Genomic DNA, 25,056 nt, shown 5'->3' on the forward strand with positions numbered 1-25,056 from the left:
TGCAGTGCCAAGGCACTGTATGAGAACGACCCGGAAACGGGCGATTGGGGGACTTTATGCAGGAAGTGAATTCTGCCAGCCTGGGCTCAGCCTTGAATGCTGTTTGGAGCGGGTTGCTCTGGACACTTCAAAATCTGGCCGAGGCATTCTTGAATATCGGATATGCCGTTGCAAATCCGTCGATGTGGTTGGACTGGTCTGACAAGCAAGCCGTTATGCGGTTTGTTTATTACGGCGGTTCGGTCGAGCTTTTCTTTGCCTTTGCAGCGATCGTTTTGGTGATAACGATCATTGGCTTTATCCACCGTCCCTTTATGTGGGGATGTGTGCGCGGGCTTGAAACATTTGCAAACACGACCGGTCGGTTCTTTGCCTGGGCAGGTTTGCTGATGGTTCTGCAACAGATCATCATTGTCTTTATGCAGCGCATTTTCACCCGTCCCGATATTGTATTCGGTTTTGGTGTTCCGCTGCAGTTTGACATCAGCTGGTATGCTGAAGAATTGAAACTTTACAACGCCTTGGTCGTCGCTCTTTGTGTGACATATACCTTTGTCCAGGGTGGGCATGTACGGGTTGACCTGATCTATTCCGCCGTCAGTTTCCGCACCAAAAAAGTAATCGATATGTGTGGGTCCGTCCTGTTCATGATTCCGGTTGCAACTTTGGTCTGGATGTATGGATGGTACTTTATGTGGCGTCACCTGATCGTACCAAAGCCATCCGCCAGTGACACGCTGGAACGCTTGTTGCTCAAATCGCGCGCCATGCGCTGGAATGTTGAAACCATAGGTTTCTCGCCAAACGGTTTCACCGCTTATTTCCTGTTCAAGATCCTGCTCGTGGCGTTTGCCGGCATGGTGTTCTTGCAGGCGATTGCTTTCTTCTACCGCTCGTACCTCGAGTTTGTCGAAGGCGAAGGCAGTGAAAACAAATACCTCGACAAGGATACCCTTGGTGAGGGCGAAGAAGCCTATGAAGGCGTTCATTAAGTATAGGGACTACGGATATGCTATTCGGTCTTGATGGCGTCGAAATCGGCCTCATTATTGTTTTCTTCTGTCTCTTCGGAGGCATCTTGTCGGGCTTTCCGGTGGCGTTTGCCATCGGTGGCGCAGGCATCATCTCATTCGGTATTATCGCCGCGATGGACAGCGCAGGGCTGTTGATTCATCAGGCGATTGATACCTCATCTCAACTCTATCGCGATTTGGTTCATTCAGGTGTGAATCCTGATACCATTTCGCTGTTTCGATATCCGGATCTTCCGAGTTTAGGGGAACCTGTGTTCCCCAAGGGTTGGGAAGTTGCGATGGATCGCAATCTGTCGTTCATCGTAAATCGTATGAACGAGCGGGTTCTGGCGGGGCAGTCGATTGAAACCCTGTTGGCGGTTTTGATGTTCGTTCTGATGGGCATCACGTTGGAGCGGTCCAAAATTGCAGACGACTTGTTGACCACAATGGCGCGGGTCTTTGGCCCATTGCCCGGTGGTCTGGCCGTTTCGATTGTTGTTGTTGGCGCCTTCCTTGCGGCCTCAACCGGGATCGTTGGGGCGACTGTTGTCACTATGGGTCTGTTGGCGTTGCCAACGATGTTGCGCAATGGGTATTCGCCAGAACTGGCGACGGGTGTCATTGCGGCGTCCGGCACCTTGGGGCAGATCATTCCACCTTCGATCGTTATCGTTTTGCTCGGGACCCTTGCGGGTGACTTGTATTCCGCAGCGCAAGAAAGTCGTGCGGTTGTTGCTGGGTGTACAGATGCGCTAACCTATCTGGGTGAGCCTGCAGTTGTGTCTGTTGGGACATTGTTCCAGGCGGCGCTGTTGCCGGGGATCATGCTGGCCTTGTTGTACGCGCTTTATGCCTTTGGCTATGCGATGCTAAACCCAGACAAAGCGCCTGCTGTTGAAATGGGCTCGTCGAACAATGAACCCATTACCCGCAACGAAGCTTTGTTGTGGTTCCTGGGTGCGCCAATCGGTTTGATTGCCGGTGCATTCCTTCTGGGCAGCGCAGGTTTGATCGGATCGCAGGACACGACGGTTTCATCGTTCTCTGACATTGGCGAGAGCGCAAGCCTGCGTACCAATGTGGGCGAGCAATGCCAAACATCTATGATCGAACTTCATGGTCAAGAAGCTTGGGATACGGCTGTTGCCGAAGAAGAGGCCATTGCAGCCTCTGGCGCTGCGACTGAAAGCACGCGTTTGACAGACGAGGAAATCGCAGCGGCTAAGGCTGCCAAGGTCGCGGCAGCAGCTCCGATCGGGACTGGTTTGTCTGTTCTGATGGTTCTGATGGGGCTGACCCTGATCTTAGGACGGGGTATTTCCCCATCGGGTGATGCGAAGCCGCTGATTGTCGGGGCCGTTGGTCTGCTGTTGATGACTTTGGTTGATATCGTATTCATCATGCCAACTACGTCTTCGGGTGTCGCATTCCTAATGTTGGCCTTGCCTTTGGCATTGACGCTCTACGGCTGCAAAGAGGCCGCGATACGGGCTACCAAAAATGAACTGATCCGCGTGGTTTTCCCTCCGCTGGTTTTGATCATTGCGGTTCTTGGATCGATCTTGGGTGGTATCACCAACCCGACGCCCGCAGCGGCGCTTGGGGCAGGGGGTGCGATCATGCTGGCTGCCTATCGTCGTCTACAGGACGAAGGTCGTTCGGGTCATGTGATCATCTGGTCAACCTTTGCGATCCTGATCTGTATCATCGTTGGCGTGAACTTTGATCTACGGATCAACCAGGGCGACGTGAGTGTCGAAACTTGGTTGGCCTTTATCGTCGCCTATGGTGCCTATCTATACGCTTTGTTTGGTCTGCTGTTCGGCTGCTGGGTGCTGTTCAAGGGCGGGGTGCTAAGCCCCATCGTTCGGGAAACAGCCAAGGTTACTTCGATGGTCTTTACCATCCTGATTGGGTCTCAGTTGCTCAATCTGGTGGTGATTTCCTTTGGCGGAGAGCACTATATCCAACAGTTCCTAAAGAGCTTTGATAACGAACTGACGGTCTTCCTGATCGTAATGCTTGTGCTCTTTGTGTTGGGGTTTGTGCTCGATTTCCTTGAGATCATCTACATCGTGATCCCGATCGTGGGGCCTGTGATTTATGGCGGATCTTTCGATCCTAAATGGGTCACCATCATGGTTGCGGTGAACTTGCAGACGTCGTTCCTGACACCACCTTTTGGCTTTGCACTGTTCTACTTGCGTGGGGTTGCACCAAAAGAGGTCACGACAGGTCACATCTATCGCGGGATCTTGCCGTTTGTTCTGATCCAAGTCGCTGGCCTCGCAATTCTTTGGTCCTTCCCAAGTATTGTGACTATCGTTCCGGATCTAATTCCGAACTGATCGTGGTGAACTGAAGGCCCTTTGAGGCGTCCTTAACGAAACAGAAGAAGCCGCGACCTTTCATAGGTCGCGGCTTTTTCAACTTGAAAAGGCTTGGGCACACATACAGGTGGTGCCTGACACATCGGTTTATTGTGAAACCGGCAAGTAGAGGCACGGAGGATTGTGCACGGAAGTGCTAGTTTTGCTTCGGTCTAAATGTCCGTCAAGGACGCAAGACACGACGATCAGGAAGCTGGATGTTTGCCACTTGCTCTGCGATAGGGTCACTCGACAATGGGTCACTTGAGGCTTCAAACGCGGCGGGGTCTTTCATCGGTTTCCACGCACCGCATTGATAGACTTCCAACCCCGAAAATTTGGCCTTGTACCCCATCTTAGGACTGCCCGGCACCCAATAGCCTAAATAGATATAAGGAAGGCCCGCCTCGCGCGCGATTTCGATATGGTCAGAAATCATATAGGTGCCGAGACTGTTTTTCTGCAGTATTGGATCGTAAAACGAATACACCATGCTGAGCCCATCTTCGAGCACATCCGTCAAACTGACCGCAGCGAGATTTCCGGTATCGCGGTCCGTATATTCTATTACACGGCTGCGAATGGGGGTTTCTTCGATCATGGCTGCGAATTCGAAAATGTCCATATCTGCCATGCCACCGTCTGCGTGACGCGAATCCAGATATGTGCGGAACAATTCGTATTGTTGATCCGTCGCCCAAGGCGAGGTGGCTCGCCGTGTCAAATGTGCATTGCGACGGGTCGTGCGCTTTTGGCTTTTGCTACTGACAAAGTCGGACACATTAATGCGGGCAGACAGGCAAGAGGCGCAATCTGCACAGCTGGGACGGTAGAGAACGTTCTGGGACCTGCGAAACCCCTGCTGTGACAGGGCGTCATTTAATTGCTCGGCCCCATCTCCTTGCAGCGCAGTAAACAGCTTCCGCTCCATCCTGTTTTCAAGATAGGGGCAGGGCTGTGGAGCAGTCACATAAAACTGTGGCGCAATGGGCAGCGTGTGGCGCATCAGGATCTCGTGTAGGAAACGCAAGGTGTTCCCAAGATGATAGCAACGGATCCGTGATGCGCCAAGGGTCGATTGACGCGGTTAAGCAACGGCGCGTTTGTTCAGTGCGACTGTCCCAAGCAGAGCATCTGTCAGGCCCTGAGCACGCGCACTGGTCAGCATCATGATCGCAGAGACAGCTTGGATGACAGGCAAGGCCATTGAGAAGGTGTACCCAGCCGTGTGCGCCAAAGCGAGTCCCGCGTCCAAGCGCGCGCCATAGGCGTCTCGGATCTCGATCCCTACAAAACGCATACCCCAGGTTGCCGATCCGCTTGCAAGAGTGCTGACGCGATAGATAAACCCGATCACGAGGTAGAGCAGGGGCCAGATGAACACGCCAACAAAAGCGGTCAACATCACAATTATCACACTGAGCATTAGAATTACGATCGTATCAAGAACCCAGGCAAATAGCCGTTTCATCGCGACGGAGTCGTAGAACTCTGGCTGATGATCAGGATGAGGAAGGTGGGTCATGTCTAGGTGTCCAGTGCAAAATAAAAGGGATGGCCCCTGAGTTTCAAAAACAGGGGCCAGAGACAGGTGTTTTGAAATTAGGCCGCGTCGTCTTTGGACGGGCGTTGATCGCCGGCCGTTGCACGATCATCCATGAACTGGTCAAACTCGGATTTGTCCTTGGCTTCACGAAGCCGTTCCAAAAACGCTTCAAAGTCGATCTGTTCTTGTTCCAAACGGGCCAATGTGTCCGCTTTATAGGTGTCGAACGCGGAATTCCCGGTTGTAGACATCGCGCGCATGCCGTGACGGCTCCAGGATTTTTGGTGGCTACAGGATTTACTGAACATGCGTTTGCTCCAGATCATATAAAACAGAAGGGCGAGGCCGACGGGCCAGAAGAAAATAAAGCCGAGGACCATGGCGGCGATCCATGCGCCTTTGCCTTTGTCATCTAGCCACCTTTCAGCTCGGGTCAGCCAACCAGGATTGGACGGGGCTGCAATAGGGTCTGACATCATGGTCATTGTCTCTCTCTCCAGGTTTGTGTCTCGATGTGAATGCTTTTCACATTGAATAGGTGGGGACGTTTTTGATGATTGCAAGGCTACAATGTAAAAAAGATTTACATTTGCATGGAAGATGGTGCGACCTCCCAAAAGTAGACCCTCTTTGAAGCGCGACAGGGATTTTTGCACAGGTGAGCAGAGATGTTTGCAGTAAACCGTTTTTAGGCGGTTTCTTTCTGAAAGGTTTAATCGTGAGCATCGCCAAGGACTGGTGTGGCCTTGGATTCACGGGGATGTGGTAAAAGAGTTTTGCTCTGTGACCACCTATTTGAGTTCAACCTTGAGAAATGCCGGTAGAGGAACTCGCAATATTTTTCCCTCATCTGTGTTGAACTCTATCCGCCAAAGCGGCATCCACCGGAGGGTTTTATTCAATTCGCGAATGTCGCTAGCGAGGCAGTCCAAGCAGTCTATTGGTAAGGTAAAGGCTGTACTTTCGCTTCGGATTTATTGTCGAGTTCAGGCAAAACTCTTCGATTACTGCGGTTCTCTGTTCCACAAAACGCAGCTAAGGTCTAATAGTCCCCAACCCGTGGCCATCTAGGTTCTGTTTGCTAGATAGCTTTACGCGGCCATCTTTGGAAGCGATCCATAACCCCGTTTTTGAAGCTAAGAAAAGTGGTGAAGTCAGCAAGTTCAGACACAGAAAACAGCTTAACCAAAATAGAATCTTCCCGCGATTTTCTTGGATGATTGAAGGGCTAGTAACAGAAATGGAGTGTCCATTTTTGCATATCCTTGCCTGTTGTTGTCGGCTCAATTTTGCACTAATTGGGTGAAACGCTGATTTCTTAGCCCAAAGGACTGTAGGTGTCTGAAAGTAAAAGATACAATTTGCATCGCAGTGCACGTTTAAGCGTGGCGCCCATGATGGATTGGACTGATCGGCATTGCAGGGTCTTTCATCGGCTGTTGAGTTCAGAAAGTTTGCTTTACACAGAAATGGTTACAGCGCCCGCACTTGTGCGGGGAGGAGCTGTTCATCTGTTGGAGCACAGCCCTCAGGAACACCCGCTTGCCTTGCAGTTGGGGGGATCTGACCCAGAAGAGTTGGCAAAGGCTGCCTTGATAGGAGCCGACGCGGGCTATGACGAGATTAACCTAAATTGTGGGTGTCCTTCGGATCGTGTGCAATCTGGCACTTTCGGCGCTGTGCTCATGAAACATCCCAGCCGGGTGGCGGATTGCGTGGCTGCCATGCGAGAGGTGGTCGATGTTGAAGTGACGGTTAAGTGTCGGATTGGTGTGGATGATCAAGAGCCGCAAGATGTCTTGCCTGATTTTCTGAACCAAATTGTGAGCGCAGGGTGCCAACGTGTGACCATTCATGCCCGCAAAGCTTGGCTCAAGGGACTTAGCCCAAAGGAAAACAGGGATATACCGCCGCTCGACTATGCGTTGGTTTTGAGGATGAAAGAGCAGTTTCCGCAGCTTCACATTTCGATAAATGGCGGGATTGATAGCTTGGCGCAGGCGCGTGAATTCCTGGATGCCGGGCTGGATGGTGTTATGATCGGCCGTGCCGCCTATCATCAGCCAGCAGACATTCTGAGTACAGCTGATAGCGAGATTTTCGGTGTGGGAGCACCGCGCGATCCTGTTGCAGTCGTTCACGAGATGTTGCCCTACATCGAGGCCCACCTCGTAAACGGGGGGCGCTTACACCAGATCACCCGTCATATGCTGGGCACGTTTGCCGGGCGTCCCGGTGCGCGCGCGTGGCGCAGAATTTTGTCTGAGGGCGCAACAAAGACCGGGGCAGGGACCGAACTGGTCTTGCAGGCCTTGGCGCAGGTAGAGCCTCTGGCGATGGACACTGTTTTGGTATAGCCGAGAGTTCAAACAAAGAGGGATCCGCTTATGCCTGACACGATGTTAGTGCTGCAAATGCTCGCTGTATTGATGGTGCTGGGCGCTTTTGCAGGCGTTCTGGCTGGGCTTTTGGGCGTTGGCGGTGGGATCGTCCTTGTGCCAGCATTCTTTTATACGTTCCAGACTTTAGGGTACGGCGGGGACCAGTTGATGCAACTGTGTCTTGCAACATCCCTTGCCACGATCATCGTCACCTCGGTGCGATCAGTTCTAAGCCACAACAAAAAGGGCGCCGTGGATTGGTCAATCCTACGGGGTTGGGGCCCAGGTATTGCATTTGGTGCGATCATTGGCGTCTTTGTGGCCTCGTCCTTGCGGTCTGAAGCGTTGCAGGCCCTGTTTGGCGTCCTGGGCATTGTGATCGGACTATATTTGGGCTTTGGAAAGCCCGAGTGGCGATTGGGTCAAGCGATGCCATCCGGTATTCGGCGAATGGCGGTTTCACCCTTTGTAGGCTTTTTGTCTGTTCTTATGGGGATTGGTGGTGGTAGCTTTGGCGTGCCTTTGATGACGCTCTATAATACGCCAATTCACCGGGCGGTGGCCACCGCTGCGGGGTTCGGTGTGATTATCGCAGTGCCATCTGTGCTTGGCTTTCTCTTTGTTCCGATGGATCCTGCAACCCGTCCGCCCCTGACAATTGGAACGGTCAATCTGGTCGCATTTGGTGTTGTGATCTGTATGACCTTGATAACGGCCCCATTGGGGGTGCGTTTGGCCCATGCGATGGACCCTAAACCGTTGCGCCGGGTTTTTGCTGTTTTCCTGACGCTTGTGGCGCTCAACATGTTACGCAAAGCGGTCGGATGGTAACGGGGTTCTGGCAGCGCGGCTGGGTCCAGTTCGGGTTCGACCCGCTGCTGGCGGACTGGGCAACGCATGCCTTAGTTGGTGCGCGCGGATCACTTGATGACCCTGCGCATGCCCAGTGGCTGGATTGTGAAGGCACTTGGTTTATCGGCGTTGATGCACTTGATAACGATGCTGTTGGCGCAGTGAGGGACTCGGGGCCGCTGCAAGGAGATGCCATCGATTTCATTCAAGATCAGCTGACGTTCCATGCGCTACACAAAGCCCAAGTTTCAGTCATGCACCCGGGTTATCCACGCCCCAGACGGGGTGAGGGAAAGGCGGCGTTTGGATATCGTTTGCGGCGCGATGCGGCACATGTAGATGGATTAAAGCCAATCGGCCCCAATCGTGAACGCTGTGTTGATGAACCTCATGCGTGGATCTTGGGGATACCCTTGAGCCAAGCCAGCCCAAACGCGGCCCCTTTGGTTGTGTGGGACGGGAGCCACAAGATTATGCAGGCAGCGCTAAAGCGTGCGCTATCAAGCTATCCTCCCGCAGAAATGTCACGGATTGATGTGACTGCTATCTACCAAGCGGCCAGACGTAAGGTGTTTGACACTTGTCCCCGCATCGAACTTCCGGTTCGCCCGGGCGAGGCTTATGTGTTGCACCGGCATACGCTGCACGGAGTTGCGCCTTGGGCGGAAACAGCGACGGCAGGACCGGATGGTCGGATGATCGCCTATTTTCGCCCCGAACTCCCGGGGGGAGTAGCTGAGTGGATCGAAACACCGTAGGCTCCTGTTCAGGTTGTTTCTGAAAAGGTGGTTATATGATTGTTGTTGAAACACAAATGGATGGTGCCCTGCTCGAAGTCGAGATGTCGGGCCATATAAATCAGGACGATTACACCAATACACTGGTTCCTGCGATTGAAACGGCTTTAGGCAAAGTTGATGCACTGCGTATGGTCGTTGTTCTAGGCGAAGAATTTCGTGGGTTCGACATGGGCGCGGTTTGGGCCGATACGCAACTTGGCTTGACCCATTGGAGTGGGTTTGATCGGCTGGCCATCGTTTCGGATGTGGGATGGATTACAACGTCGATCCGGCTCACCGCAGCATTCCTGCCTTGTCCTGTTCAAGTGTTTGAAGTGGCTGAGATTGAAACAGCACGACGTTGGATCCGTGAATCCTTGGGCGCTGTGCATTTTCAGGATCTCGGTGGCACAGGTCTGCATGTTAGTCTGATGGGAAAGCTGGATCCTACAGTGATAAAAGGGGCCGAAGACGATTTGAATGCGGAAATCCGCGCGCGAGACGGTTTGCGGTTGCTGTTGGATCTGTCTGAGTTTGATGGCTGGCAAGGACTCTCAGCCTTGGGCGCGCATTTCAACCTTATCAGGGATCATTCAGCAATTCCTGATCGGGTTGCGGTGCTCGGCGACAAGACCTGGCAACACATGGGGCAGCGGGTCATGCGTCACTTTTTGAACGCTGATACCAAGTTTTTTGAAACCGCTGACATTGAACAAGCCAAGGCTTGGTTGGCCGAAGTCTAAAGCCTGAGTATTCATTCTTGGTGACTAGAGCATTTACGCAAAGCCACGAAATTCATTTGTGGTTTTGCGTAGCTAGGGACGAGGCTTATCTTTTCATACGCGCGGCACGGCCACCGCGTCGTTTGGCAAGGCGAGGGGCGCGATTGGGTAGGTCTTCCATGATCTCCGCCCGCTCTGAGCTGTCCATTTTCGACCATTTGGTTATCTCGTCGATGGAACGATAACAGCCGGTGCAAATACGTTCCGTCGGGTGAACAACGCAAATCTGAATGCAAGGGGATTCGATTTCATCCCGTTTCCAAACCATGTTTGTCATCTTGTGATCTGGCTCCTAGAGAAAGCGCATCCTGTCGAGTGCTCCTTGCAAGATATACCCGGCGGCCACGTGATCAATGACCTCGCTGCGACGTTTTCGTGTCGTATCCGCCTCTAACAATGCTTTTTCGGCGGCAACCGTGCTGAGACGTTCATCCCAAAACCCAATGGGTAAATCTGTCAGGCGCGTAAGATTGCGGGCGAACGCGCGGGTCTTCTGGCACCGCGGACCTTCTGTGCCGTCCATGTTGCGCGGCAAACCCAAGAGGATTCCGTTGATGTCGCGCTCTTTGATGATTTCCATCAGACGTTCGGCATCCAGCGTGAATTTTTTACGTCTGATGGTCTCTAGCGGTGTTGCAACGGTACCCATACGATCCGAGACGGAAATGCCAATCGTTTTGTCCCCTAAGTCCAATCCAACCAAAGCAGACATCGGAGGCAACGATCCCGCAAAATCCTCAAACACATCGTGGATCATGGGGCTACTCCTGCCTGTTCAGCGGCTTGTTGAATAATGTTCAGGGCTTCGGGGCTGTTCGCGAATACCGATTGCGCCTCGCCATAAATTGCTGCGGCCTGTTCAGTGTTTCCCAGCACCGCAAGCGCGCCAATCAACCGGGCCCATTCCGGTGGCGTGCCCCCTTCGGTTGCCAATCTGTCGGACAGGCGGTTTACCATGCCCTGTATCATCTCTTGGCGTTCGCTGTCGGTCATCTCACCAGCGGCTTCGATATCGTCCCGGCTTGGTCCGACGTCAGGTGCAGTTTGGTGTGGTGTTTCTGGTGGAAGCTCGTACTCGACGCCGGCGCGATGGGCGAGTTCTTCGATTTGTGCGCGAATGGCGGCAATCCAAGGCGCCCCAGCCGGACCTTGTTGTAAAGTTTGGTTCCAAAGACGGAAAGCAAGGTCGGGTCGATCAATTTGGCTAAGCATCCGACCCCAGTAGAACCGGGCAGGGCCATTATACGGATCAATTTCAAGCGCGCGCGCAAGTGCCTGTTCTGCCTCCGCAGACACATAGCCACCGGCGGCGACAATCATCATTTCGCCGAATTCTGAAAAATCCTGACTTGTGGCTTTGGGGCCAAGCAGGGTGATGACGCGCGCTTTGGCCTCATATGCACCTTTTGGGTTGCCCACATTTGCTTCGTGCTGCGCCAAAAGAACATGCCCTTGCAAATCATCTGGCCGCTCGGCGACTGTTTGGCGCAACTGCTTGACCAGATTGGCATAGTCTTCAGGCAACTTTGGCACAGGGGCTGCGGGCATACGGGCTTCGGCGGTTGATTGGTCCAAGCGGTTGGCCCGCAAATCTTTGGACCGTTCAAGCCGCAATGACAGGGGAAGATCGCCATATCCCGGCGCACCTAAGGATTGATATAAGCTAAGCGCGCCCCCAATCACACCCGCCACCAACACAAGGGAGACACCAATATTGACCGCGCGCGCTTGTGTTTTACCCTTAGAATCGGACTGAATTTGTGCGTCGGCGGCCAAAATCCGGCGTGAAATCTCGGTTCGAATACGCGATGCGTCAGCTTCTGCAATGACACCGCGCGCAAGATCGCGATCTACACCTTGTAGTTGTTCACGGTAAACACGCAGGTCAGAGGCCGCAGCGGGCTCCAATTGAGGGCGCCCGCGCAGCAGAGCCAAAAGCAAAAACGCAGCGACAAGCAGCGCCATGAGGGAGATCAGGATCCAGAAGGTCATCCAAAGTCTTTCTTTGTGTCGTCCCCATGTATCGGTGCAGGCGGTCTTAAAAAAGGGGCAAATGGCCGCGAGGTGATACCATGTCGCAATTATGAGATATTGTGACGGAACACGGCGCGGCTATTGTAGAGGCGCACGGCATACCTGCTCCCAACCACGGACGGATCGGATTCGCTCATGAAACATTACTCAGCCTTTGCTGTGGCGCGTGAAGCACTGCGCTATCACACCGGATGGGAGCGCGCTTGGCGCTCGCCCCAGCCCAAGAAACGCTACGATGTGATCATCGTTGGCGCCGGGGGGCATGGTCTTGCGACTGCCTATTACCTGGGCAAAAACTACGGCATTCAGAACGTTGCCGTGATCGAAAAAGGATGGCTTGGCGGTGGTAACACCGGTCGGAACACCACCATCATCCGTTCGAATTATCTGCAGGACCCATCGGCCGCGATCTATGAAAAAGCGCGCAGCCTGTATGAAGGTCTGAGCCAAGATCTGAACTACAACGTCATGTTCAGCCCACGTGGCGTGATGATGCTGGCGCAAACCCAAAGCGAAATTCGCGGGTATCAGCGTACGGCACATGCCAACAACCTGCAGGGCGTCACGACTGAATGGATTTCACCTCAGCGCGTAAAAGAGCTGGTGCCAATCATCAATCTGGACGGACCGCGTTACCCGGTTCTTGGTGCACTCTGGCAGGCTCGCGGTGGCACAGCCCGTCACGACGCGGTTGCTTGGGGCTATGCGCGGGCATGTTCGGCCATGGGCATGGACATCATCCAGCAATGCGAAGTCAACGGTGTGCGCACCGAAGGCGGCAATGTTGTCGGCGTTGATACCACCAAAGGTTCGATCGATTGTGACAAACTGGGCGTCGTTGTTGCCGGGCACACGGGTCAGTTGGCTGAAATGGCCGGCTTCCGTTTGCCGCTGGAATCAATCGCGTTGCAGGCACTGGTGTCTGAGCCGATCAAACCCTGCATGGACGTGGTCGTGATGGCCAACACAGTGCACGGCTATATGTCCCAATCCGATAAGGGCGAGATGGTGATTGGCGGCGGCACAGACGCCTTTAACAACTACACCCAGCGCGGTTCGTTCCACCATATCGAGGAAACCGTACGGGCGCTGGTCGAAACCTTCCCTATGGTGTCGCGTCTGAAAATGCTGCGTCAGTGGGGTGGCATCGTGGATATGACTGGGGACCGCTCGCCGATCCTGTCGAAAACCCCGGTAGGCGGCTGTTTCGTCAACTGTGGTTGGGGCACCGGCGGATTTAAATCTATCCCGGGCTCGGGTTGGGGTATGGCACAACTGATGGCCACTGGTCATTCACCACTGACCGAGGCCTTCTCGCTGGATCGCTTCAAAGAAGGCCGGTTCATCGACGAAAGCGTTGCGGCCGGGGTTGCGCACTAATGTGGCTCCAGCCCGAATATATCAGAGCCAGCGCTGACCGGTTCGGTCGTGCGGATGACTTTGGTCTCTCGGGGTGGGGATTGGAGCAGCACTGATGGCCTATTCCGAGGACATGGCTGAAATCATGCGCTCGGATCTTGGAATGGAGCCAGGGCTAACCGAAAAGAAAATGTTCGGAGGCCTTTGTTTTTTGTTCCACGGCAACATGGTCTGCGGAGTAACCAAAGACGGGGCGATGTATCGGCCCGGTAAGGATCGCGAAGCGGAGGCCCTTGCTGCCGGGGCACAGCCGCTGTCATTTACAGGCCGCCCCATGGGGGGAATGGTCGAATTAGATGCAGGCAGTTTCGAAGACGCGAATTTGCGCGCCACACTAACCGAATTCTCGCTGGTCAATGCGGCCAGCTTGCCACCGAAATGAAGTCGTAAGGATGATCACATGCTGACCCTTCAATGTCCCTACTGCGGCGTCGACGCCGATGAAACTGAACTGGCCAATGGTGGCGAAGCGCATCTCAAGCGCTTTGGCCCTGGCTCGGACGACGATCAGTTCCATGATTACCTGTTCATGCGCGAAAACCCCAAGGGTGTGCATTTGGAACGCTGGCGTCACGCCGCCGGTTGCGGCAAGTGGTTCCATGCGGCCCGATGCACCATGACCTTGGAAGTGTTTGGAACCTATTCCGCACAGGTCTACGCGCCTCCCCAAGAGATCAAGGATGCCATCACCGCCAAACGCCCGGGCTGGTCATGGAGAGAGTTCCAGTGATCTTTCCTCGTTTTCTAAATACTTCCGTCGGGGGCTTCGATGCCTCCTCTTGTGAAAGGGTCTGACCCATGAGCACCCGTCTCGAAAAACAAGGCCGCCTGATTGATCGTTCCAAGCAGGTCAGCTTTACCTTTAACGGCACCACCATGCGTGGGTACGCGGGCGATACGCTTGCCTCGGCTCTGCTGGCCAATGACCAGATGATGATGGGCCGGTCGTTTAAGTATCACCGTCCACGTGGGGTTGTCGCCAGTGGCGCCGAGGAACCCAACGCATTGGTCGGTCTGGGCGAAGGTAGCCGGTACGAACCCAACCAGCGCGCTACCACAACCGAGCTGTTTGAAGGTCTCACATCGAGTTCACAGAACCACTGGCCAAGTCTGGAATTTGACGTGGGCGCGATCAACTCGTCGCTGTCACGGTTTCTGCCGGCCGGGTTCTACTACAAGATGTTCATTCATCCGCAGCCGTTCTGGAAACATGTCTATGAGCCGATTATCCGGAAATCGGCGGGACTGGGCAAAGCTCCCGACAAAGAGCTGAAAGACGCCGACACCTACGAGCATTTCTATGCCTTTGCAGATGTGCTGGTCGTTGGTGGTGGTATCGCTGGTTTGCAGGCGGCCAAAGCGGCGGCCAAATCCGGTGCCAAGGTTCTTCTGTTGGAACAGAACGCCTATTGGGGTGGCCGTGCGCCGGTTGATGGTGGCACTGTGGGCGAGCAGTCTACAGATGCTTACATTGATCAGCTGGTTGCTGAGTTGGATGCGATGGACAACGTCACGCTGCGCACCCGCTGCATGGGCGCAGGTGTATATGATCATGGCTATGCGCTTGGATACGAGCGTGTAAGTGATCACGTGCCGGGTGCTCAGGGACCGCGCCACCGTTTGTGGCGGATCCGCGCGAAACAGATTGTGACCGCAACGGGCGCAATCGAACGCCCGCTATCGTTTGCTGGAAATGATGTGCCCGGTGTCATGCTGGCCTCGGCGATGCGTGATTATTTGGTGAACTGGGGGATTTCCTCGGGCCAGCGGGTGATTGTTGCAACCAACAACGACGATGCCTATCGCACCGCGATCACATTGAAAAAGGCCGGTGTGGATGTACTGCGGGTTGTGGATGCACGCCCCAATGCGGGCGGTGCATTGGCTGACGAAGCGCGAGCTTTGGGCATTCGCGTCGATCCCGGCAAAGCAATCGCCAAAGTCAAAGGCGGCAAGCGGGTTAAGAAGGTTGCGATCTGTAATCAAGAGGGCGTCGGTGGCGCGCGTGAGGAAGTTTCATGCGATGCAGTTGCGATGTCTGGTGGCTGGTCTCCGGTTGTGCATCTGTGGTCGCACTGCGGCGGCAAGCTAATCTGGGATGAGACGCAGGCGCATTTCCGTCCTGATGCAGCGCGCCCACCGCTGGGTTCAGATGGCAATGGGTTTGTCATTGCTGCTGGATCCGCGAATGGTCCGTTGGAGTTGGGTTTGGTCTTGCAAGATGCACAGACTGCAGGCGAAGCAGCGGCGAATGCAGCCGGGTTCACGCCCGTGACTGAAAACGCGCCAGAGTGCGAAACAGCCGCTGAAAACGCGATGAAGGCTGTCTGGCTGATGCCAGAGAACGCTGAAATTGATCTGCGGATGAAATCCTGGCTGGATTATCAGAACGATGTCAAAGTTTCTGATGTGCAGTTGGCTGCACGCGAGGGCTATGAAAGCGTCGAGCATACCAAGCGATACACCACGTTGGGTATGGCAACGGATCAGGGAAAATTGAGTAATATTAACGGTTTAGCGACTCTTGCGAATGCTTTGGGTGAGGAAATCCCGCAAGTGGGAACCACAACATTTCGCCCACCATACCATCCGATTTCTATGGGTGCGATTGGCGGCGAAGCACGTGGCGAGGTATTCCAGCCTGTGCGCCAGACACCGATCCACGGGTGGAGCGATGATAACGGCGCCGATTGGGAGCCCGTTGGCCAATGGCGTCGTCCGTTTGCTTATGTCCGCTCCGGCGAAACCGTGCATGATGCGGTCAACCGCGAGGTCAAGAACACGCGCGAACATCTGGGTTTGCTCGATGCTTCGACCCTTGGCAAACTGATCGTTAAGGGCCCTGATGCGGGCAAGTTCCTTGACATGATGTACACCAACATGATGTCGACTCTAAAGATTGGCAAATGCCGCTATGGCCTGATGTGTTCTGAAAACGGCTTCCTTATGGACGATGGCGTAGTTGCGCGCATCGATGAGGATACCTTCCTCTGCCATACCACAACCGGCGGTGCTGAGCGGATCCATGGTCACATGGAAGAGTGGCTGCAGACCGAATGGTGGGACTGGAAAGTCTACGTCGCCAATGTGACTGAGCAATTCGCTCAGGTTGCTGTGGTTGGCCCCAACGCCCGCAAGGTGTTGGAAAAATTGGGCGGCATGGATTTGTCGAAGGAGGCGCTGCCGTTTATGGAATGGCGTGATGGTAAGATTGGCGCATTCGACGCGCGCGCTTATCGTATTTCCTTCTCGGGGGAGCTGTCTTACGAAATCGCGGTTCCAGCAAGTCAGGGTCTGGCGTTCTGGAACGCGCTGCTGGAGGCGGGGCAGGAATTCGGTGTGATGCCATATGGCACAGAAACACTGCACATTCTGCGGGCCGAAAAAGGCTTTATCATGATCGGGGACGAAACCGACGGTACCGTGATCCCACAAGATCTGGGGCTGAACTGGGCGATCTCGAAAAAGAAAGAAGATTTCCTGGGCAAGCGCGCCATGGAGCGCACCCATATGACCGACCGCAACCGGTGGAAACTGGTGGGTCTGGAAACCGTGGACGGATCTGTGCTGCCGGATGGGGCTTATGCTGTAGGCGAGGGCGTCAACGCCAACGGTCAGCGCAACATGATCGGACGGGTCACATCGACCTACTTCTCGGCAAACCTGAACCGTGGCATCGCCATGGGGCTGGTGTTGCATGGGCCGGACCGCATGGACGAAGTCATCGAATTCCCCGGTACTGATGGAAAAATCTACAAAGCAAAAATCGTTGATCCGGTGATCTACGATCAGGAAGGGAAAAAGCAAAATGTCTAATCCCGTAAGCGCATTGAATCACGCATCATACGACGGCATCGCCCATATTGACGAAATTGGTCTTCAGGGCATGATTACCCTGCGGGGGGATCTGTCTTCGGACACCTTAGCGAAAGCTGTCTCAGGCCTCATAGGACAAGAGATTCCAGCAGTGAACCGCGCCAATGTTGTTGGGGACGCAGGTCTTTGCTGGATGTCCCCCGATGAATTGCTTGTGCTTGTGCCTTATACACAGGTCGAAGCAAAGCTGGCGGAGTTAAATTCTGACCTTGGTGGCGAGCACGCATTGGCGGTCAATGTTTCAGACGCGCGGGCGGTATTTCGGGTGTCTGGCGATAGTGCACGTGACGTGATGGCTAAATTGGCTCCTGTGGATCTGTCCCCAGGCGCATTTGAGCCAGGTCATTTCCGTCGGACGCGTCTGGCACAGGTCGCAGGTGCGTTCTGGATGGAAACCGATGGCAGTTTTCGCATCATCTGTTTCCGCTCTGCCGCTGACTATGTGTTTAACCTGCTCAAGGTTGCTGCGCAGCCGGGTAGTAAAGTTGATGCATTTTGATCGATCAACTCTTGTTTGAGTTGTATATCTAAAACGTGCAAGTTAGGGTCTTTCTAACTAATGAGGGACCCTATTTTTTTACGTAAAGCACTGATATCAAGTCTTTTGATTGCGTTCGGAACGCCGCTGTATGCGGATGTTCTGTATGAATGCACATTTACAAAGTATGGCAAAAACAATCTTCAGAGTTTTATGTCGGATAAAGTGGAACTCATCGAGAAAGACGATGGATCTGCTGCGGTTTTAGATAAAATTTCAAAGGCTATGTTTAAAAAGCCAAAAGCTGCAACTTTGGTGACGCGTAAAAACAAGAAGAAGCTTTCGTGGGCTATAAGAAATGTGCCCACAACAGGAACGAGCACTGTTAATCTCAGTTCGACTATCCGCTTTGACACAAACTCGGGTAAAGCCACCTACCGTTTGTGCTTCGGTGGGTATGATTCAGACGTCAACGCTAGCGGGACGTGCTCAAAGAAAAAATAGGTGTGCGTGAATATTCTAGTTCGTGAACAAAAAGCTTGGGAAACGGGTCAGATATTCAGTGTTTCCAAAGTCATCCGGTGTCACGCTCTTGCCTGTCTCATCGCTGATTTCCCCATAAAAGGAAAGCGATTTAGAAAGCTCTTTCATGCGCAACTCTCGTTCCTTTGGGGTAAGAAAAGGGGCGTGAGTCGACAAGTACAGAGCCGGTCGATGTTCCTTGAGCCAAGGCAGGAGGGTCGGCAAAACCGAAAATTCCGCGCCTTCTATGTCCATTTTGACAAGTGATACGCCTGACAGATCCACAGATTTGGAAAATTGGTCCCAGGAAATGGTCAAGGCATCTGTTCCGTGGCCCTCGCGGTCGCTGGCTTCGCTATTTAGCAAGGACGACATGGAATCCCCAGCCTCTCCACCAAAGCTGGCCATGCGAGCGGTGCCAAAGCTGTCGGACAAAGCCACACCAAACGCCGAGACATTGCGCAGGTTGTTCAACTCAAGGTTCCAAAGCAAATGGCGCAACGCGACGGGGTCGGGTTCAAAACACATAACATTGCGCGCTTTGCGGGCTCCGAACAGAACGGTTGGGCCGATCCATGCTCCAATATCCAGATAATCGCTGTTTGAATTCAAATGCTTGTCCAACACAGCGAATGTTTCGGGTTCCCATGCGCCGGACCCGGCTTTGCGCCAGAATTTCGAATGGTAAGGGTCCAATCGAAAGGCCTCTCCGTTCAAGGAACCGGCATAATAGCCACGCGCGCGGTAGAACATTTTACGAACTTGTGTCAGCATCGCCCCGTCTCCTGAGGATTGTTTTGCGTCTCGGCCCTTGACCTGCGCGCGTGGTCAAAGCATGTAACCATGGGAACCGCAACATTTATTCAACAGGGGGCCGCCATGGCTTTTGAACTTCCTGATCTTCCTTATGCACATGACGCTCTGGCATCCAAGGGCATGTCAGCAGAAACGCTGGAATTCCACCACGATCTGCACCACAACGCTTATGTGACCAACGGTAACGCGGCAATCGCCGGAACCGAGTGGGAAAACAAGTCGTTGGAAGAGATCATCACTGGCACCTACGACGCCGGTTCGGTCGCTCAGAACGGTATCTTTAACAACATCAGCCAGCTCTGGAACCACAACCAGTTCTGGGAAATGATGGGTCCCAACGGCAATGCCATGCCGGGTGAGCTGGAAAAAGCGCTGGTCGAGAATTTCGGCTCGGTTGACGACTTCAAATCGCAGTTTTCTGCTGCGGGTGCTGGCCAGTTCGGTTCCGGCTGGTGCTGGTTGGTGAAAAATGCCGACGGTTCGCTGGCTGTGACCAAAACTGAAAACGGCGTGAACCCTCTATGTTTTGGTCAGACCGCGCTGTTGGGCTGTGATGTTTGGGAACACTCCTACTACATCGATTTCCGCAATAAGCGTCCTGTTTACCTGACCAACTTCTTGGACAACCTGGTTAACTGGGAAAACGTCGCGTCGCGCATGTAAGCGTTTCGACGACAGCTAACTTTTTGGGGCCTGCCAGTTATCAGACTGGCAGGCCCTTTTGTTTGCAAACGACTTTGGTTGAATATTCGACCGGGGATTCAGAAAAGTGGCTGGGATTTATGGAAGGGTCTTGCACCTGATAACGGACAAGCGCACAGCTTTCGTCGGAGGATCGCAATGTCAGAAACCGCTAAGGGTGTGTTGGCCATGGTCGGGGCCTGTGTGGTCTGGGGCCTGTCGCCGCTGTTCTACAAATTACTGGCTGATGTACCCCCTCCAGAGGTGCTGGCGCATAGGACGCTCTGGTCCATTGTGTTTTTCGGAATGGTTCTGGCGGCACAGGGGCGGTTGCGCGAAATTCAAATCGCGCTGGGAAACCGCCGCCAACTGCTGATCATCTTTATCGCCTCGGTGCTGATTTCCATAAATTGGTTTACGTTCATCTTGTCGGTCCAAATTGGAAAGGCCACGGAATCCTCGCTTGGGTACTATATATTTCCCCTAATTGCGGTTGTCATAGGTGCCGTTTGGTTTGGTGAAAAACTGTCGCGTGTGCAGTGGTTTGCCGTTGGGGCTGCAGCCTTTGCTGTTGCAAGCCTGACATGGGGACTTGGGGTAGCACCTTGGATTTCGCTGATCGTATCCATCAGTTTTGCGCTCTATGGGGTGATCAAAAAGGGGATGGCCTTGGGGCCGGTTGTGTCGGTCACCTGCGAAATTCTGGTTCTGCTACCAATTTGGGTGCTCGTTCTATTCTGGTACCACGTACAGGGGCAGGGGCATTTCGCAACGGATTGGACGACAAGCTTATTGCTTGTGCTCTCAGGGCCACTGACGGCCATCCCGCTGATTATGTTCAGCTATGCAGCCCGACGTGTCGCTTTAGGAACTGTGGGGTTGCTGCAATACGTCAATCCCACACTACAGTTTATCTGCGCAGTCGCGGTGTTTGGTGAGCCTTTCGGGTGGTGGCACAAGATGGCGTTCACAGTAATTTGGATCGCGTTGGCCTTGTTTTCACTCTCATCCCTGCGTCAAGACAGAGAGGCCCGCAGGGCATCCAAAGCCTCTTCAGGGGTATCGACCCAAGTCAGGAAGGAAGCCAGCGAAGAGTCTGCAAACCCCTGAGACACGGTGTGATCAATCAGAGTGCGAAGCGGGTTCCAGTATCCGCTTGCGTTCAGGACAATGATTGGTTTGCGATGCAACCCCAACTGACGCCAGGTCAATGCCTCGAACATTTCGTCGAGTGATCCCGGACCGCCGGGGAGGATGACAACAGCATCAGAGTTGACGAGCATGACCTTTTTCCGCTCGTGCATTGTTTCCGTTATCACATAGGTAGACAGGTCCGATTTGCCGACTTCGCGGTCGACTAGGTGCTGTGGAATGACGCCGAATGTCTCTCCACCCGCAGCTTGGGTGGCGCGTGCTACCTCTCCCATCAGGCCAACATCACCTGCTCCGTAAACCAGCCTCCAGCGTTCATTTGCAAGCAGTGTACCAAAGGCTTTGGCGGCTTGTGCATACGCGGGCATTGCTCCGGCGCGGGATCCGCAATACACACAGACGGATTTTACGGTCATGAGGAAGCCTTTCCAAGATACGACTGAGGGAAAACAACTCTGTTTTGACCCCTGATAACGAGATTGATAGGTTTGCTCAACTGCGCGGAATTCGCATCGAACATTGGGGGTTCGATGATTGAACTGCGGATGGGGAAGGAAGAACATGGCGGCAGAAGCCGGAAGCGGGGCGCTTGGTGCCTATGGTTGGGTGGTTGTAGCTGCCGGAGTCGCAGCTGCAGGGGTCGGTGGCCTTTACTATGCTGGCCTGATTGGATCTCGGTCTGAAGTTGAGACAGCGACCACTGAGCAAAAGGTTGTAGCTGAACCGTCTGCTGTCGACGTGGAACGCGAGCAGCCAAAGACCGTCGGCCCTGTCGTCGATGAAGACCTTGCAATCGATGAGCCTGATCCAGAGGTGAAGGACACTGTCGAGATTGCGGCTCTGTTGGCGCCATCCTTGGATCAAATTCGAATCGAATCCGATGGGCAGGCCCTTTTGGCTGGTCGCGCCGCGGCAGGCAGCACCTTGTCTGTTCTCTTGGATGGAACCGAAGTGGCCTCGGCCACGATTGATGCAAGTGGGCAGTTTGCTCAATTCCTGACCATACCTTTCAGTGATGGGCAGCGGGCACTCACCCTGCGGTCTGAGAAAGACGGCGCAGTAGTTCTGTCAGATGACTATTTCATCGCCGCTTTGCCGCGACAGGTTGCCGAACAAGATCCCGCTCAGGCCGAGGTCGCACTTGCTGAGCAACCGATTGCGGATGAACAGACCACTCAAGACGACACGGTGGTTGTGGCCCAAGCAGAAACTGCCCTTGCGATTGAAGAGGCACCAGTTACTGAACAGGGAAACACGGTATCTGGTGAAGGTGAAGGTGAGGCACCTGAAGTGTCCGAGGCGACACAGCCAGCGAAAGAGGCGGTAGCGGTAGAAACGCCCACGGCACAGGCCGTTGTGGATCAAGTGCCAGAAGATGCGGGATCAGAAACGCCCGTTCAGGACGCGCAGACAACCGCGCAGGTAGAGGATACCCCGACGCCTGAAAGTACAGCAACGCCCGTTCAGGATGCGCACACAACCGCGCAGATAGAGGTCATCCCCACACCTGAGAGTACAGCAACGGCTTCATCCTCGCCGCAACAAGTTTCGAAAACCGTCTCGGAAGAAACTGTGGCACAGCTGACCCAAGAGGTTGTGGTTGCTGAGATCTCATCTAACACGAAATCTGTGACGTCTGATCCAGTTCGGCCCAATGATGACACAACACCGTCGCAGGCCGAAGACGCACCTTTACAAGTTGGTGTAGCAAAAGATCACGCCGTTGAGACTGACGTTGCAAAAGCTCCGGAGCCTGAAGCAGAGCCAGCAGAGGTTGTCGAAGCTTCGGCCCCAGAGGTTGTTGAACCCGAGCCGGCCCAGACGCCCCCTGCAATTTTGCAATCAAACGCCGAAGGTGTGAAACTGGTCCAAGCTCCGAGCCCAGAGCCTGAACCATCGTTGGCACAACTGGTTCTGGATACGATTGGATATTCTGAACTGGGGGACGTGCAGTTGACGGGGCGGGCCAAGATTGGCTCTGTTATTCGAATCTATCTGGATAACAATTCGGTTTCAGATCTGCTCGCCGATGGCGAAGGGCACTGGCGGGGTGAATTGCTGGGCATCGATCCAGGGATTTATACGTTGCGCTTGGATGAGCTCGACACCGAGGGTGTTGTGCTCAGTCGGCTAGAAACCCCATTCAAACGCGAAGCCCCCGAAGTTCTGAAACCTGTTGTAGTTGCATCTGGACCCGATCAGGTTCAGGCACCCGCCATTCGGGCGGTTACCGTGCAAAAGGGCGACACTTTGTGGGCGATTTCGCGCCAACGCTACGGGGATGGGGTGCTGTATGTGAAGGTGTTCGAGGCAAATCGCAGCAGCATTCGCGATCCTCATCTCATCTACCCAGGTCAGATTTTTACAATTCCAGAATGATACCAACACCGCGCGCTAACAGAGCGCGCGGTCTTTTTGTGTTTGCAGGCAAGGCAGGCGATGAGACATTTGGCCAACCCAACCCAACCGGATGAAAATCAAGAACAGAACGGTGATCGCCAATCAGGGTGGCGGACCCTGCGCAAGGTTGCACCTTACCTTTGGCCAGATGATCAACCCTGGGTCAAACGCAGGGTTGTTTTCGCGATGACCATGTTGGTTTTGGCCAAACTGATCGCAGTTTATACGCCCGTTTTATACAAAGGTGCGGTTGACGGTCTCGCGGGCGAGGGGGTGCCTCCGCTGGCTCTGGGGGCTGTGGGGCTAACCGTTGCCTATGGCGTTGCCCGGATGATGACAGTCGGGTTCCAGCAGTTGCGTGATGTTCTTTTCGCGCCGGTGGGTCAGCGCGCATTGCGATCCCTCGCGTTGGAAACCTTTCGCCATATTCACCGCCTTTCGATGCGATATCACATCACACGAAAAACCGGTGGGCTGAGCCGAATTATCGAGCGTGGGGTCAAAGGTGTCGATTTTCTTCTGCGCTTTATGCTGTTTTCGATTGGGCCGCTTATTCTGGAGCTGATCCTAGTTTCAGTCATCCTGATGTGGCTGTTCGATGTTTGGTATTTGGTCGTCGTGGTTGTCACGATTGGGATTTACATTTGGTTCACATTTGCAGTGACCGAATGGCGGGTAAAACTGCGTCGCGAGATGAATGATCAGGACACAGATGCAAATCAAAAAGCGATTGATAGCCTGCTCAACTTTGAAACGGTTAAATACTTTGGTGCCGAGGAACGCGAAGCGCAACGCTATGATGTATCGATGCGGGCCTACGCGCAGGCGGCCCTCAAAACATCGTATTCTTTGGCGTTTTTGAATTTCGGGCAATCGTTCTTGATAACCATCGGGCTTGTCGGAGTCATGGTGTTGGCGGCTATGGGAGTTCAGTCAGGCAAAATGACGGTTGGCGATTTTGTCATGGTCAACGCCTACATGATTCAAATCACCGTTCCGCTGAATTTTCTAGGCACAGTGTACCGTGAAATTCGCCAATCTCTGGTGGATATGGGCGAAATGTTTGATCTTCTTGAACAACCCTCAGAGGTGAGTGACAAAGAAGGTGCCTTGCCCCTGGCGGTCACCAAAGGTGAAATTACGCTCGAGAACCTTCGGTTTGGATATGACGCTGACCGCGAAATTCTACGCGGGGTATCTTTGACGGCTGCGGGAGGGCAGACCGTGGCAATTGTTGGCGCGACAGGCTCGGGTAAATCTACGATCGGCCGCCTGTTGTTCCGGTTCTATGATGCGACGGGCGGGGCGTTGAAAATCGACGGCCAAGACGTGCGCGATGTTACATTGAGCAGCCTTCATGATGCGATTGGTGTGGTCCCACAGGACACCGTTCTGTTTAACGACACCATCCGATACAATATTGCTTATGGTCGAGCTGGGGCCACACAAGACGATGTCGAAAGCGCTGCACGCGCTGCGCAGATCCATGAGTTCATCATAGGGTTGCCCGATGGGTATGACACCACTGTCGGCGAACGGGGCCTCAAGCTGTCAGGTGGGGAAAAGCAACGGGTTGGCATTGCGCGGACACTACTCAAGAACCCGCCAATCTTGTTACTGGATGAGGCCACTTCGGCATTGGACACCGATACGGAACAAGAGATCAAGGATGCGCTAGCACGCGCAGGCGAAGGGCGCACTGTGATTACGATTGCCCACAGGCTGAGCACGATTGCGGAGGCCGATCAAATCGTCGTTCTTGAAAAAGGTGAGATTGCCGAGCTTGGGACCCATGAAGAACTGCTCAGCAAAAGCGGGCGCTATGCCCATCTATGGAATCGCCAGCAATCAGATATGGATGCGGCTTGATCATTCTTTAGATTGATCCGGTCGACATCTGCATGGCGCGGCTTATTGGCGTTCCTGTATGTTGAAGAAAACCAAAAAGGCCGG

At 53.9% G+C, this 25,056-nt stretch carries 24 protein-coding genes; 16 read left to right on the top strand and 8 right to left on the bottom strand.

From position 1 onward, the window contains the following. Window positions 1-56: 56 nt before the first annotated feature. Window positions 57-992 (top strand): TRAP transporter small permease subunit, encoded by a 936-nt coding sequence (locus ABWV33_RS03605; protein ID WP_353329133.1) that lies wholly within the window; start codon window positions 57-59, stop codon window positions 990-992. A 17-nt stretch (window positions 993-1,009) separates the two neighbouring features. Beyond that, a complete protein-coding gene (locus ABWV33_RS03610; RefSeq protein ID WP_113823079.1) occupies window positions 1,010-3,364 on the top strand; it encodes a TRAP transporter large permease in 2,355 nt (784 codons plus the stop codon). 205 nt (window positions 3,365-3,569) lie between these two features. Here ABWV33_RS03610 and ABWV33_RS03615 read toward each other — a convergent pair whose 3' ends face one another. The 3 genes from ABWV33_RS03615 to ABWV33_RS03625 all read right to left on the bottom strand — a co-directional run bounded on the left by ABWV33_RS03615 (window position 3,570) and on the right by ABWV33_RS03625 (window position 5,416). After that, window positions 3,570-4,391, bottom strand: coding sequence for an arginyltransferase (locus ABWV33_RS03615; RefSeq protein ID WP_353329134.1), 822 nt, complete (start codon window positions 4,389-4,391; stop codon window positions 3,570-3,572). Window positions 4,392-4,472: 81 nt separating this feature from the next. Then, window positions 4,473-4,910, bottom strand: coding sequence for an RDD family protein (locus tag ABWV33_RS03620; protein ID WP_113823081.1), 438 nt, complete (start codon window positions 4,908-4,910; stop codon window positions 4,473-4,475). 77 nt (window positions 4,911-4,987) lie between these two features. Further along, the gene (locus ABWV33_RS03625; protein WP_113823082.1) at window positions 4,988-5,416 is read right to left on the bottom strand and encodes a DUF2852 domain-containing protein; all 429 of its coding nucleotides are present in this window, start codon (window positions 5,414-5,416) and stop codon (window positions 4,988-4,990) included. 852 nt (window positions 5,417-6,268) lie between these two features. Here ABWV33_RS03625 and dusA point away from each other — a divergent pair. The 4 genes from dusA to ABWV33_RS03645 are packed head-to-tail and all read left to right on the top strand — an operon-like array spanning window position 6,269 to window position 9,686. After that, window positions 6,269-7,288, top strand: a complete 1,020-nt coding sequence (dusA, locus tag ABWV33_RS03630; protein ID WP_502930893.1) for a tRNA dihydrouridine(20/20a) synthase DusA — start codon at window positions 6,269-6,271, stop codon at window positions 7,286-7,288. Window positions 7,289-7,318: 30 nt separating this feature from the next. Further along, window positions 7,319-8,143 carry a sulfite exporter TauE/SafE family protein gene (locus tag ABWV33_RS03635; RefSeq protein WP_113823100.1) on the top strand — a complete coding sequence of 275 codons (825 nt, stop codon included), beginning with the start codon at window positions 7,319-7,321 and terminating at the stop codon, window positions 8,141-8,143. Continuing rightward, complete coding sequence (locus tag ABWV33_RS03640) at window positions 8,137-8,922, top strand: hypothetical protein (protein WP_353329136.1); 786 nt, start codon at window positions 8,137-8,139, stop codon at window positions 8,920-8,922. The genes ABWV33_RS03635 and ABWV33_RS03640 overlap by 7 nt, the downstream gene beginning before the upstream one ends. Window positions 8,923-8,957: 35 nt before the next feature. Further along, window positions 8,958-9,686, top strand: a complete 729-nt coding sequence (locus ABWV33_RS03645; RefSeq protein ID WP_353329137.1) for a SpoIIAA family protein — start codon at window positions 8,958-8,960, stop codon at window positions 9,684-9,686. A gap of 85 nt (window positions 9,687-9,771) precedes the next feature. Here ABWV33_RS03645 and ABWV33_RS03650 read toward each other — a convergent pair whose 3' ends face one another. The 3 genes from ABWV33_RS03650 to ccmI are packed head-to-tail and all read right to left on the bottom strand — an operon-like array spanning window position 9,772 to window position 11,717. Beyond that, window positions 9,772-10,002, bottom strand: a complete 231-nt coding sequence (locus tag ABWV33_RS03650; protein WP_113823103.1) for a DUF1289 domain-containing protein — start codon at window positions 10,000-10,002, stop codon at window positions 9,772-9,774. Window positions 10,003-10,017: 15 nt separating this feature from the next. Continuing rightward, the gene (gene ruvX, locus ABWV33_RS03655; RefSeq protein WP_113823104.1) at window positions 10,018-10,482 is read right to left on the bottom strand and encodes a Holliday junction resolvase RuvX; all 465 of its coding nucleotides are present in this window, start codon (window positions 10,480-10,482) and stop codon (window positions 10,018-10,020) included. Beyond that, a complete protein-coding gene (ccmI, locus tag ABWV33_RS03660; RefSeq protein WP_353329138.1) occupies window positions 10,479-11,717 on the bottom strand; it encodes a c-type cytochrome biogenesis protein CcmI in 1,239 nt (412 codons plus the stop codon). Before ccmI ends, ruvX begins: the two co-directional genes overlap by 4 nt. Before the next feature lie 177 nt (window positions 11,718-11,894). On the opposite strand from ccmI, the gene ABWV33_RS03665 reads away from it, so the two are divergent. The 6 genes from ABWV33_RS03665 (at window position 11,895) to ABWV33_RS03690 (ending at window position 18,036) form a co-directional block, all read left to right on the top strand. Further along, window positions 11,895-13,139 carry a sarcosine oxidase subunit beta family protein gene (locus ABWV33_RS03665; protein ID WP_353329139.1) on the top strand — a complete coding sequence of 415 codons (1,245 nt, stop codon included), beginning with the start codon at window positions 11,895-11,897 and terminating at the stop codon, window positions 13,137-13,139. Between the two features lie 94 nt (window positions 13,140-13,233). Then, complete coding sequence (locus ABWV33_RS03670) at window positions 13,234-13,560, top strand: TfoX/Sxy family protein (RefSeq protein WP_164621504.1); 327 nt, start codon at window positions 13,234-13,236, stop codon at window positions 13,558-13,560. 18 nt (window positions 13,561-13,578) lie between these two features. Next, window positions 13,579-13,908 carry a sarcosine oxidase subunit delta gene (locus ABWV33_RS03675; protein WP_113823108.1) on the top strand — a complete coding sequence of 110 codons (330 nt, stop codon included), beginning with the start codon at window positions 13,579-13,581 and terminating at the stop codon, window positions 13,906-13,908. A 68-nt stretch (window positions 13,909-13,976) separates the two neighbouring features. Next, window positions 13,977-16,994: a sarcosine oxidase subunit alpha family protein gene (locus tag ABWV33_RS03680; protein WP_353329140.1), complete on the top strand. Its 3,018-nt coding sequence runs from the start codon at window positions 13,977-13,979 to the stop codon at window positions 16,992-16,994. Beyond that, a complete protein-coding gene (locus ABWV33_RS03685; protein WP_353329141.1) occupies window positions 16,987-17,553 on the top strand; it encodes a sarcosine oxidase subunit gamma in 567 nt (188 codons plus the stop codon). The genes ABWV33_RS03680 and ABWV33_RS03685 overlap by 8 nt, the downstream gene beginning before the upstream one ends. A gap of 60 nt (window positions 17,554-17,613) precedes the next feature. Then, window positions 17,614-18,036, top strand: a complete 423-nt coding sequence (locus ABWV33_RS03690; protein WP_353329142.1) for a hypothetical protein — start codon at window positions 17,614-17,616, stop codon at window positions 18,034-18,036. A gap of 15 nt (window positions 18,037-18,051) precedes the next feature. Here ABWV33_RS03690 and ABWV33_RS03695 read toward each other — a convergent pair whose 3' ends face one another. Then, the gene (locus tag ABWV33_RS03695) at window positions 18,052-18,828 is read right to left on the bottom strand and encodes an FkbM family methyltransferase (protein ID WP_353329143.1); all 777 of its coding nucleotides are present in this window, start codon (window positions 18,826-18,828) and stop codon (window positions 18,052-18,054) included. 105 nt (window positions 18,829-18,933) lie between these two features. On the opposite strand from ABWV33_RS03695, the gene ABWV33_RS03700 reads away from it, so the two are divergent. Then, a complete protein-coding gene (locus ABWV33_RS03700) occupies window positions 18,934-19,533 on the top strand; it encodes a superoxide dismutase (protein ID WP_121999794.1) in 600 nt (199 codons plus the stop codon). 177 nt (window positions 19,534-19,710) lie between these two features. After that, window positions 19,711-20,661: an EamA family transporter RarD gene (gene rarD, locus ABWV33_RS03705; RefSeq protein WP_353329144.1), complete on the top strand. Its 951-nt coding sequence runs from the start codon at window positions 19,711-19,713 to the stop codon at window positions 20,659-20,661. Here rarD and ABWV33_RS03710 read toward each other — a convergent pair. Beyond that, window positions 20,568-21,119 carry an LOG family protein gene (locus tag ABWV33_RS03710; RefSeq protein WP_121999754.1) on the bottom strand — a complete coding sequence of 184 codons (552 nt, stop codon included), beginning with the start codon at window positions 21,117-21,119 and terminating at the stop codon, window positions 20,568-20,570. The two genes, rarD and ABWV33_RS03710, sit on opposite strands and share 94 nt — an antisense overlap. A gap of 145 nt (window positions 21,120-21,264) precedes the next feature. On the opposite strand from ABWV33_RS03710, the gene ABWV33_RS03715 reads away from it, so the two are divergent. Beyond that, window positions 21,265-23,082 (top strand): LysM peptidoglycan-binding domain-containing protein, encoded by a 1,818-nt coding sequence (locus ABWV33_RS03715; RefSeq protein ID WP_353329145.1) that lies wholly within the window; start codon window positions 21,265-21,267, stop codon window positions 23,080-23,082. 60 nt (window positions 23,083-23,142) lie between these two features. Further along, on the top strand, window positions 23,143-24,972 hold the full coding sequence (locus ABWV33_RS03720) for an ABCB family ABC transporter ATP-binding protein/permease (protein ID WP_353329146.1): 1,830 nt from the start codon (window positions 23,143-23,145) through the stop codon (window positions 24,970-24,972). Window positions 24,973-25,056 lie beyond the last annotated feature (84 nt).

Origin of the sequence: Phaeobacter sp. NW0010-22 (assembly GCF_040365955.1) — a bacterium.
Lineage (GTDB): Bacteria > Pseudomonadota > Alphaproteobacteria > Rhodobacterales > Rhodobacteraceae > OMPR01.

Coding starts and splice junctions, on each gene's coding strand:
- ABWV33_RS03605 (WP_353329133.1), top strand. CDS start 57: ATGCAGGAAGTGAATTCTGCCAGCCTGGGCTCAGCCTTGAATGCTGTT.
- ABWV33_RS03610 (WP_113823079.1), top strand. CDS start 1,010: ATGCTATTCGGTCTTGATGGCGTCGAAATCGGCCTCATTATTGTTTTC.
- ABWV33_RS03615 (WP_353329134.1), bottom strand. CDS start 4,391: ATGCGCCACACGCTGCCCATTGCGCCACAGTTTTATGTGACTGCTCCA.
- ABWV33_RS03620 (WP_113823081.1), bottom strand. CDS start 4,910: ATGACCCACCTTCCTCATCCTGATCATCAGCCAGAGTTCTACGACTCC.
- ABWV33_RS03625 (WP_113823082.1), bottom strand. CDS start 5,416: ATGACCATGATGTCAGACCCTATTGCAGCCCCGTCCAATCCTGGTTGG.
- ABWV33_RS03635 (WP_113823100.1), top strand. CDS start 7,319: ATGCCTGACACGATGTTAGTGCTGCAAATGCTCGCTGTATTGATGGTG.
- ABWV33_RS03640 (WP_353329136.1), top strand. CDS start 8,137: ATGGTAACGGGGTTCTGGCAGCGCGGCTGGGTCCAGTTCGGGTTCGAC.
- ABWV33_RS03645 (WP_353329137.1), top strand. CDS start 8,958: ATGATTGTTGTTGAAACACAAATGGATGGTGCCCTGCTCGAAGTCGAG.
- ABWV33_RS03650 (WP_113823103.1), bottom strand. CDS start 10,002: ATGACAAACATGGTTTGGAAACGGGATGAAATCGAATCCCCTTGCATT.
- ruvX (WP_113823104.1), bottom strand. CDS start 10,482: ATGATCCACGATGTGTTTGAGGATTTTGCGGGATCGTTGCCTCCGATG.
- ccmI (WP_353329138.1), bottom strand. CDS start 11,717: ATGACCTTCTGGATCCTGATCTCCCTCATGGCGCTGCTTGTCGCTGCG.
- ABWV33_RS03665 (WP_353329139.1), top strand. CDS start 11,895: ATGAAACATTACTCAGCCTTTGCTGTGGCGCGTGAAGCACTGCGCTAT.
- ABWV33_RS03670 (WP_164621504.1), top strand. CDS start 13,234: ATGGCCTATTCCGAGGACATGGCTGAAATCATGCGCTCGGATCTTGGA.
- ABWV33_RS03675 (WP_113823108.1), top strand. CDS start 13,579: ATGCTGACCCTTCAATGTCCCTACTGCGGCGTCGACGCCGATGAAACT.
- ABWV33_RS03680 (WP_353329140.1), top strand. CDS start 13,977: ATGAGCACCCGTCTCGAAAAACAAGGCCGCCTGATTGATCGTTCCAAG.
- ABWV33_RS03685 (WP_353329141.1), top strand. CDS start 16,987: ATGTCTAATCCCGTAAGCGCATTGAATCACGCATCATACGACGGCATC.
- ABWV33_RS03690 (WP_353329142.1), top strand. CDS start 17,614: ATGAGGGACCCTATTTTTTTACGTAAAGCACTGATATCAAGTCTTTTG.
- ABWV33_RS03695 (WP_353329143.1), bottom strand. CDS start 18,828: ATGCTGACACAAGTTCGTAAAATGTTCTACCGCGCGCGTGGCTATTAT.
- ABWV33_RS03700 (WP_121999794.1), top strand. CDS start 18,934: ATGGCTTTTGAACTTCCTGATCTTCCTTATGCACATGACGCTCTGGCA.
- rarD (WP_353329144.1), top strand. CDS start 19,711: ATGTCAGAAACCGCTAAGGGTGTGTTGGCCATGGTCGGGGCCTGTGTG.
- ABWV33_RS03710 (WP_121999754.1), bottom strand. CDS start 21,119: ATGACCGTAAAATCCGTCTGTGTGTATTGCGGATCCCGCGCCGGAGCA.
- ABWV33_RS03715 (WP_353329145.1), top strand. CDS start 21,265: ATGGCGGCAGAAGCCGGAAGCGGGGCGCTTGGTGCCTATGGTTGGGTG.
- ABWV33_RS03720 (WP_353329146.1), top strand. CDS start 23,143: ATGAGACATTTGGCCAACCCAACCCAACCGGATGAAAATCAAGAACAG.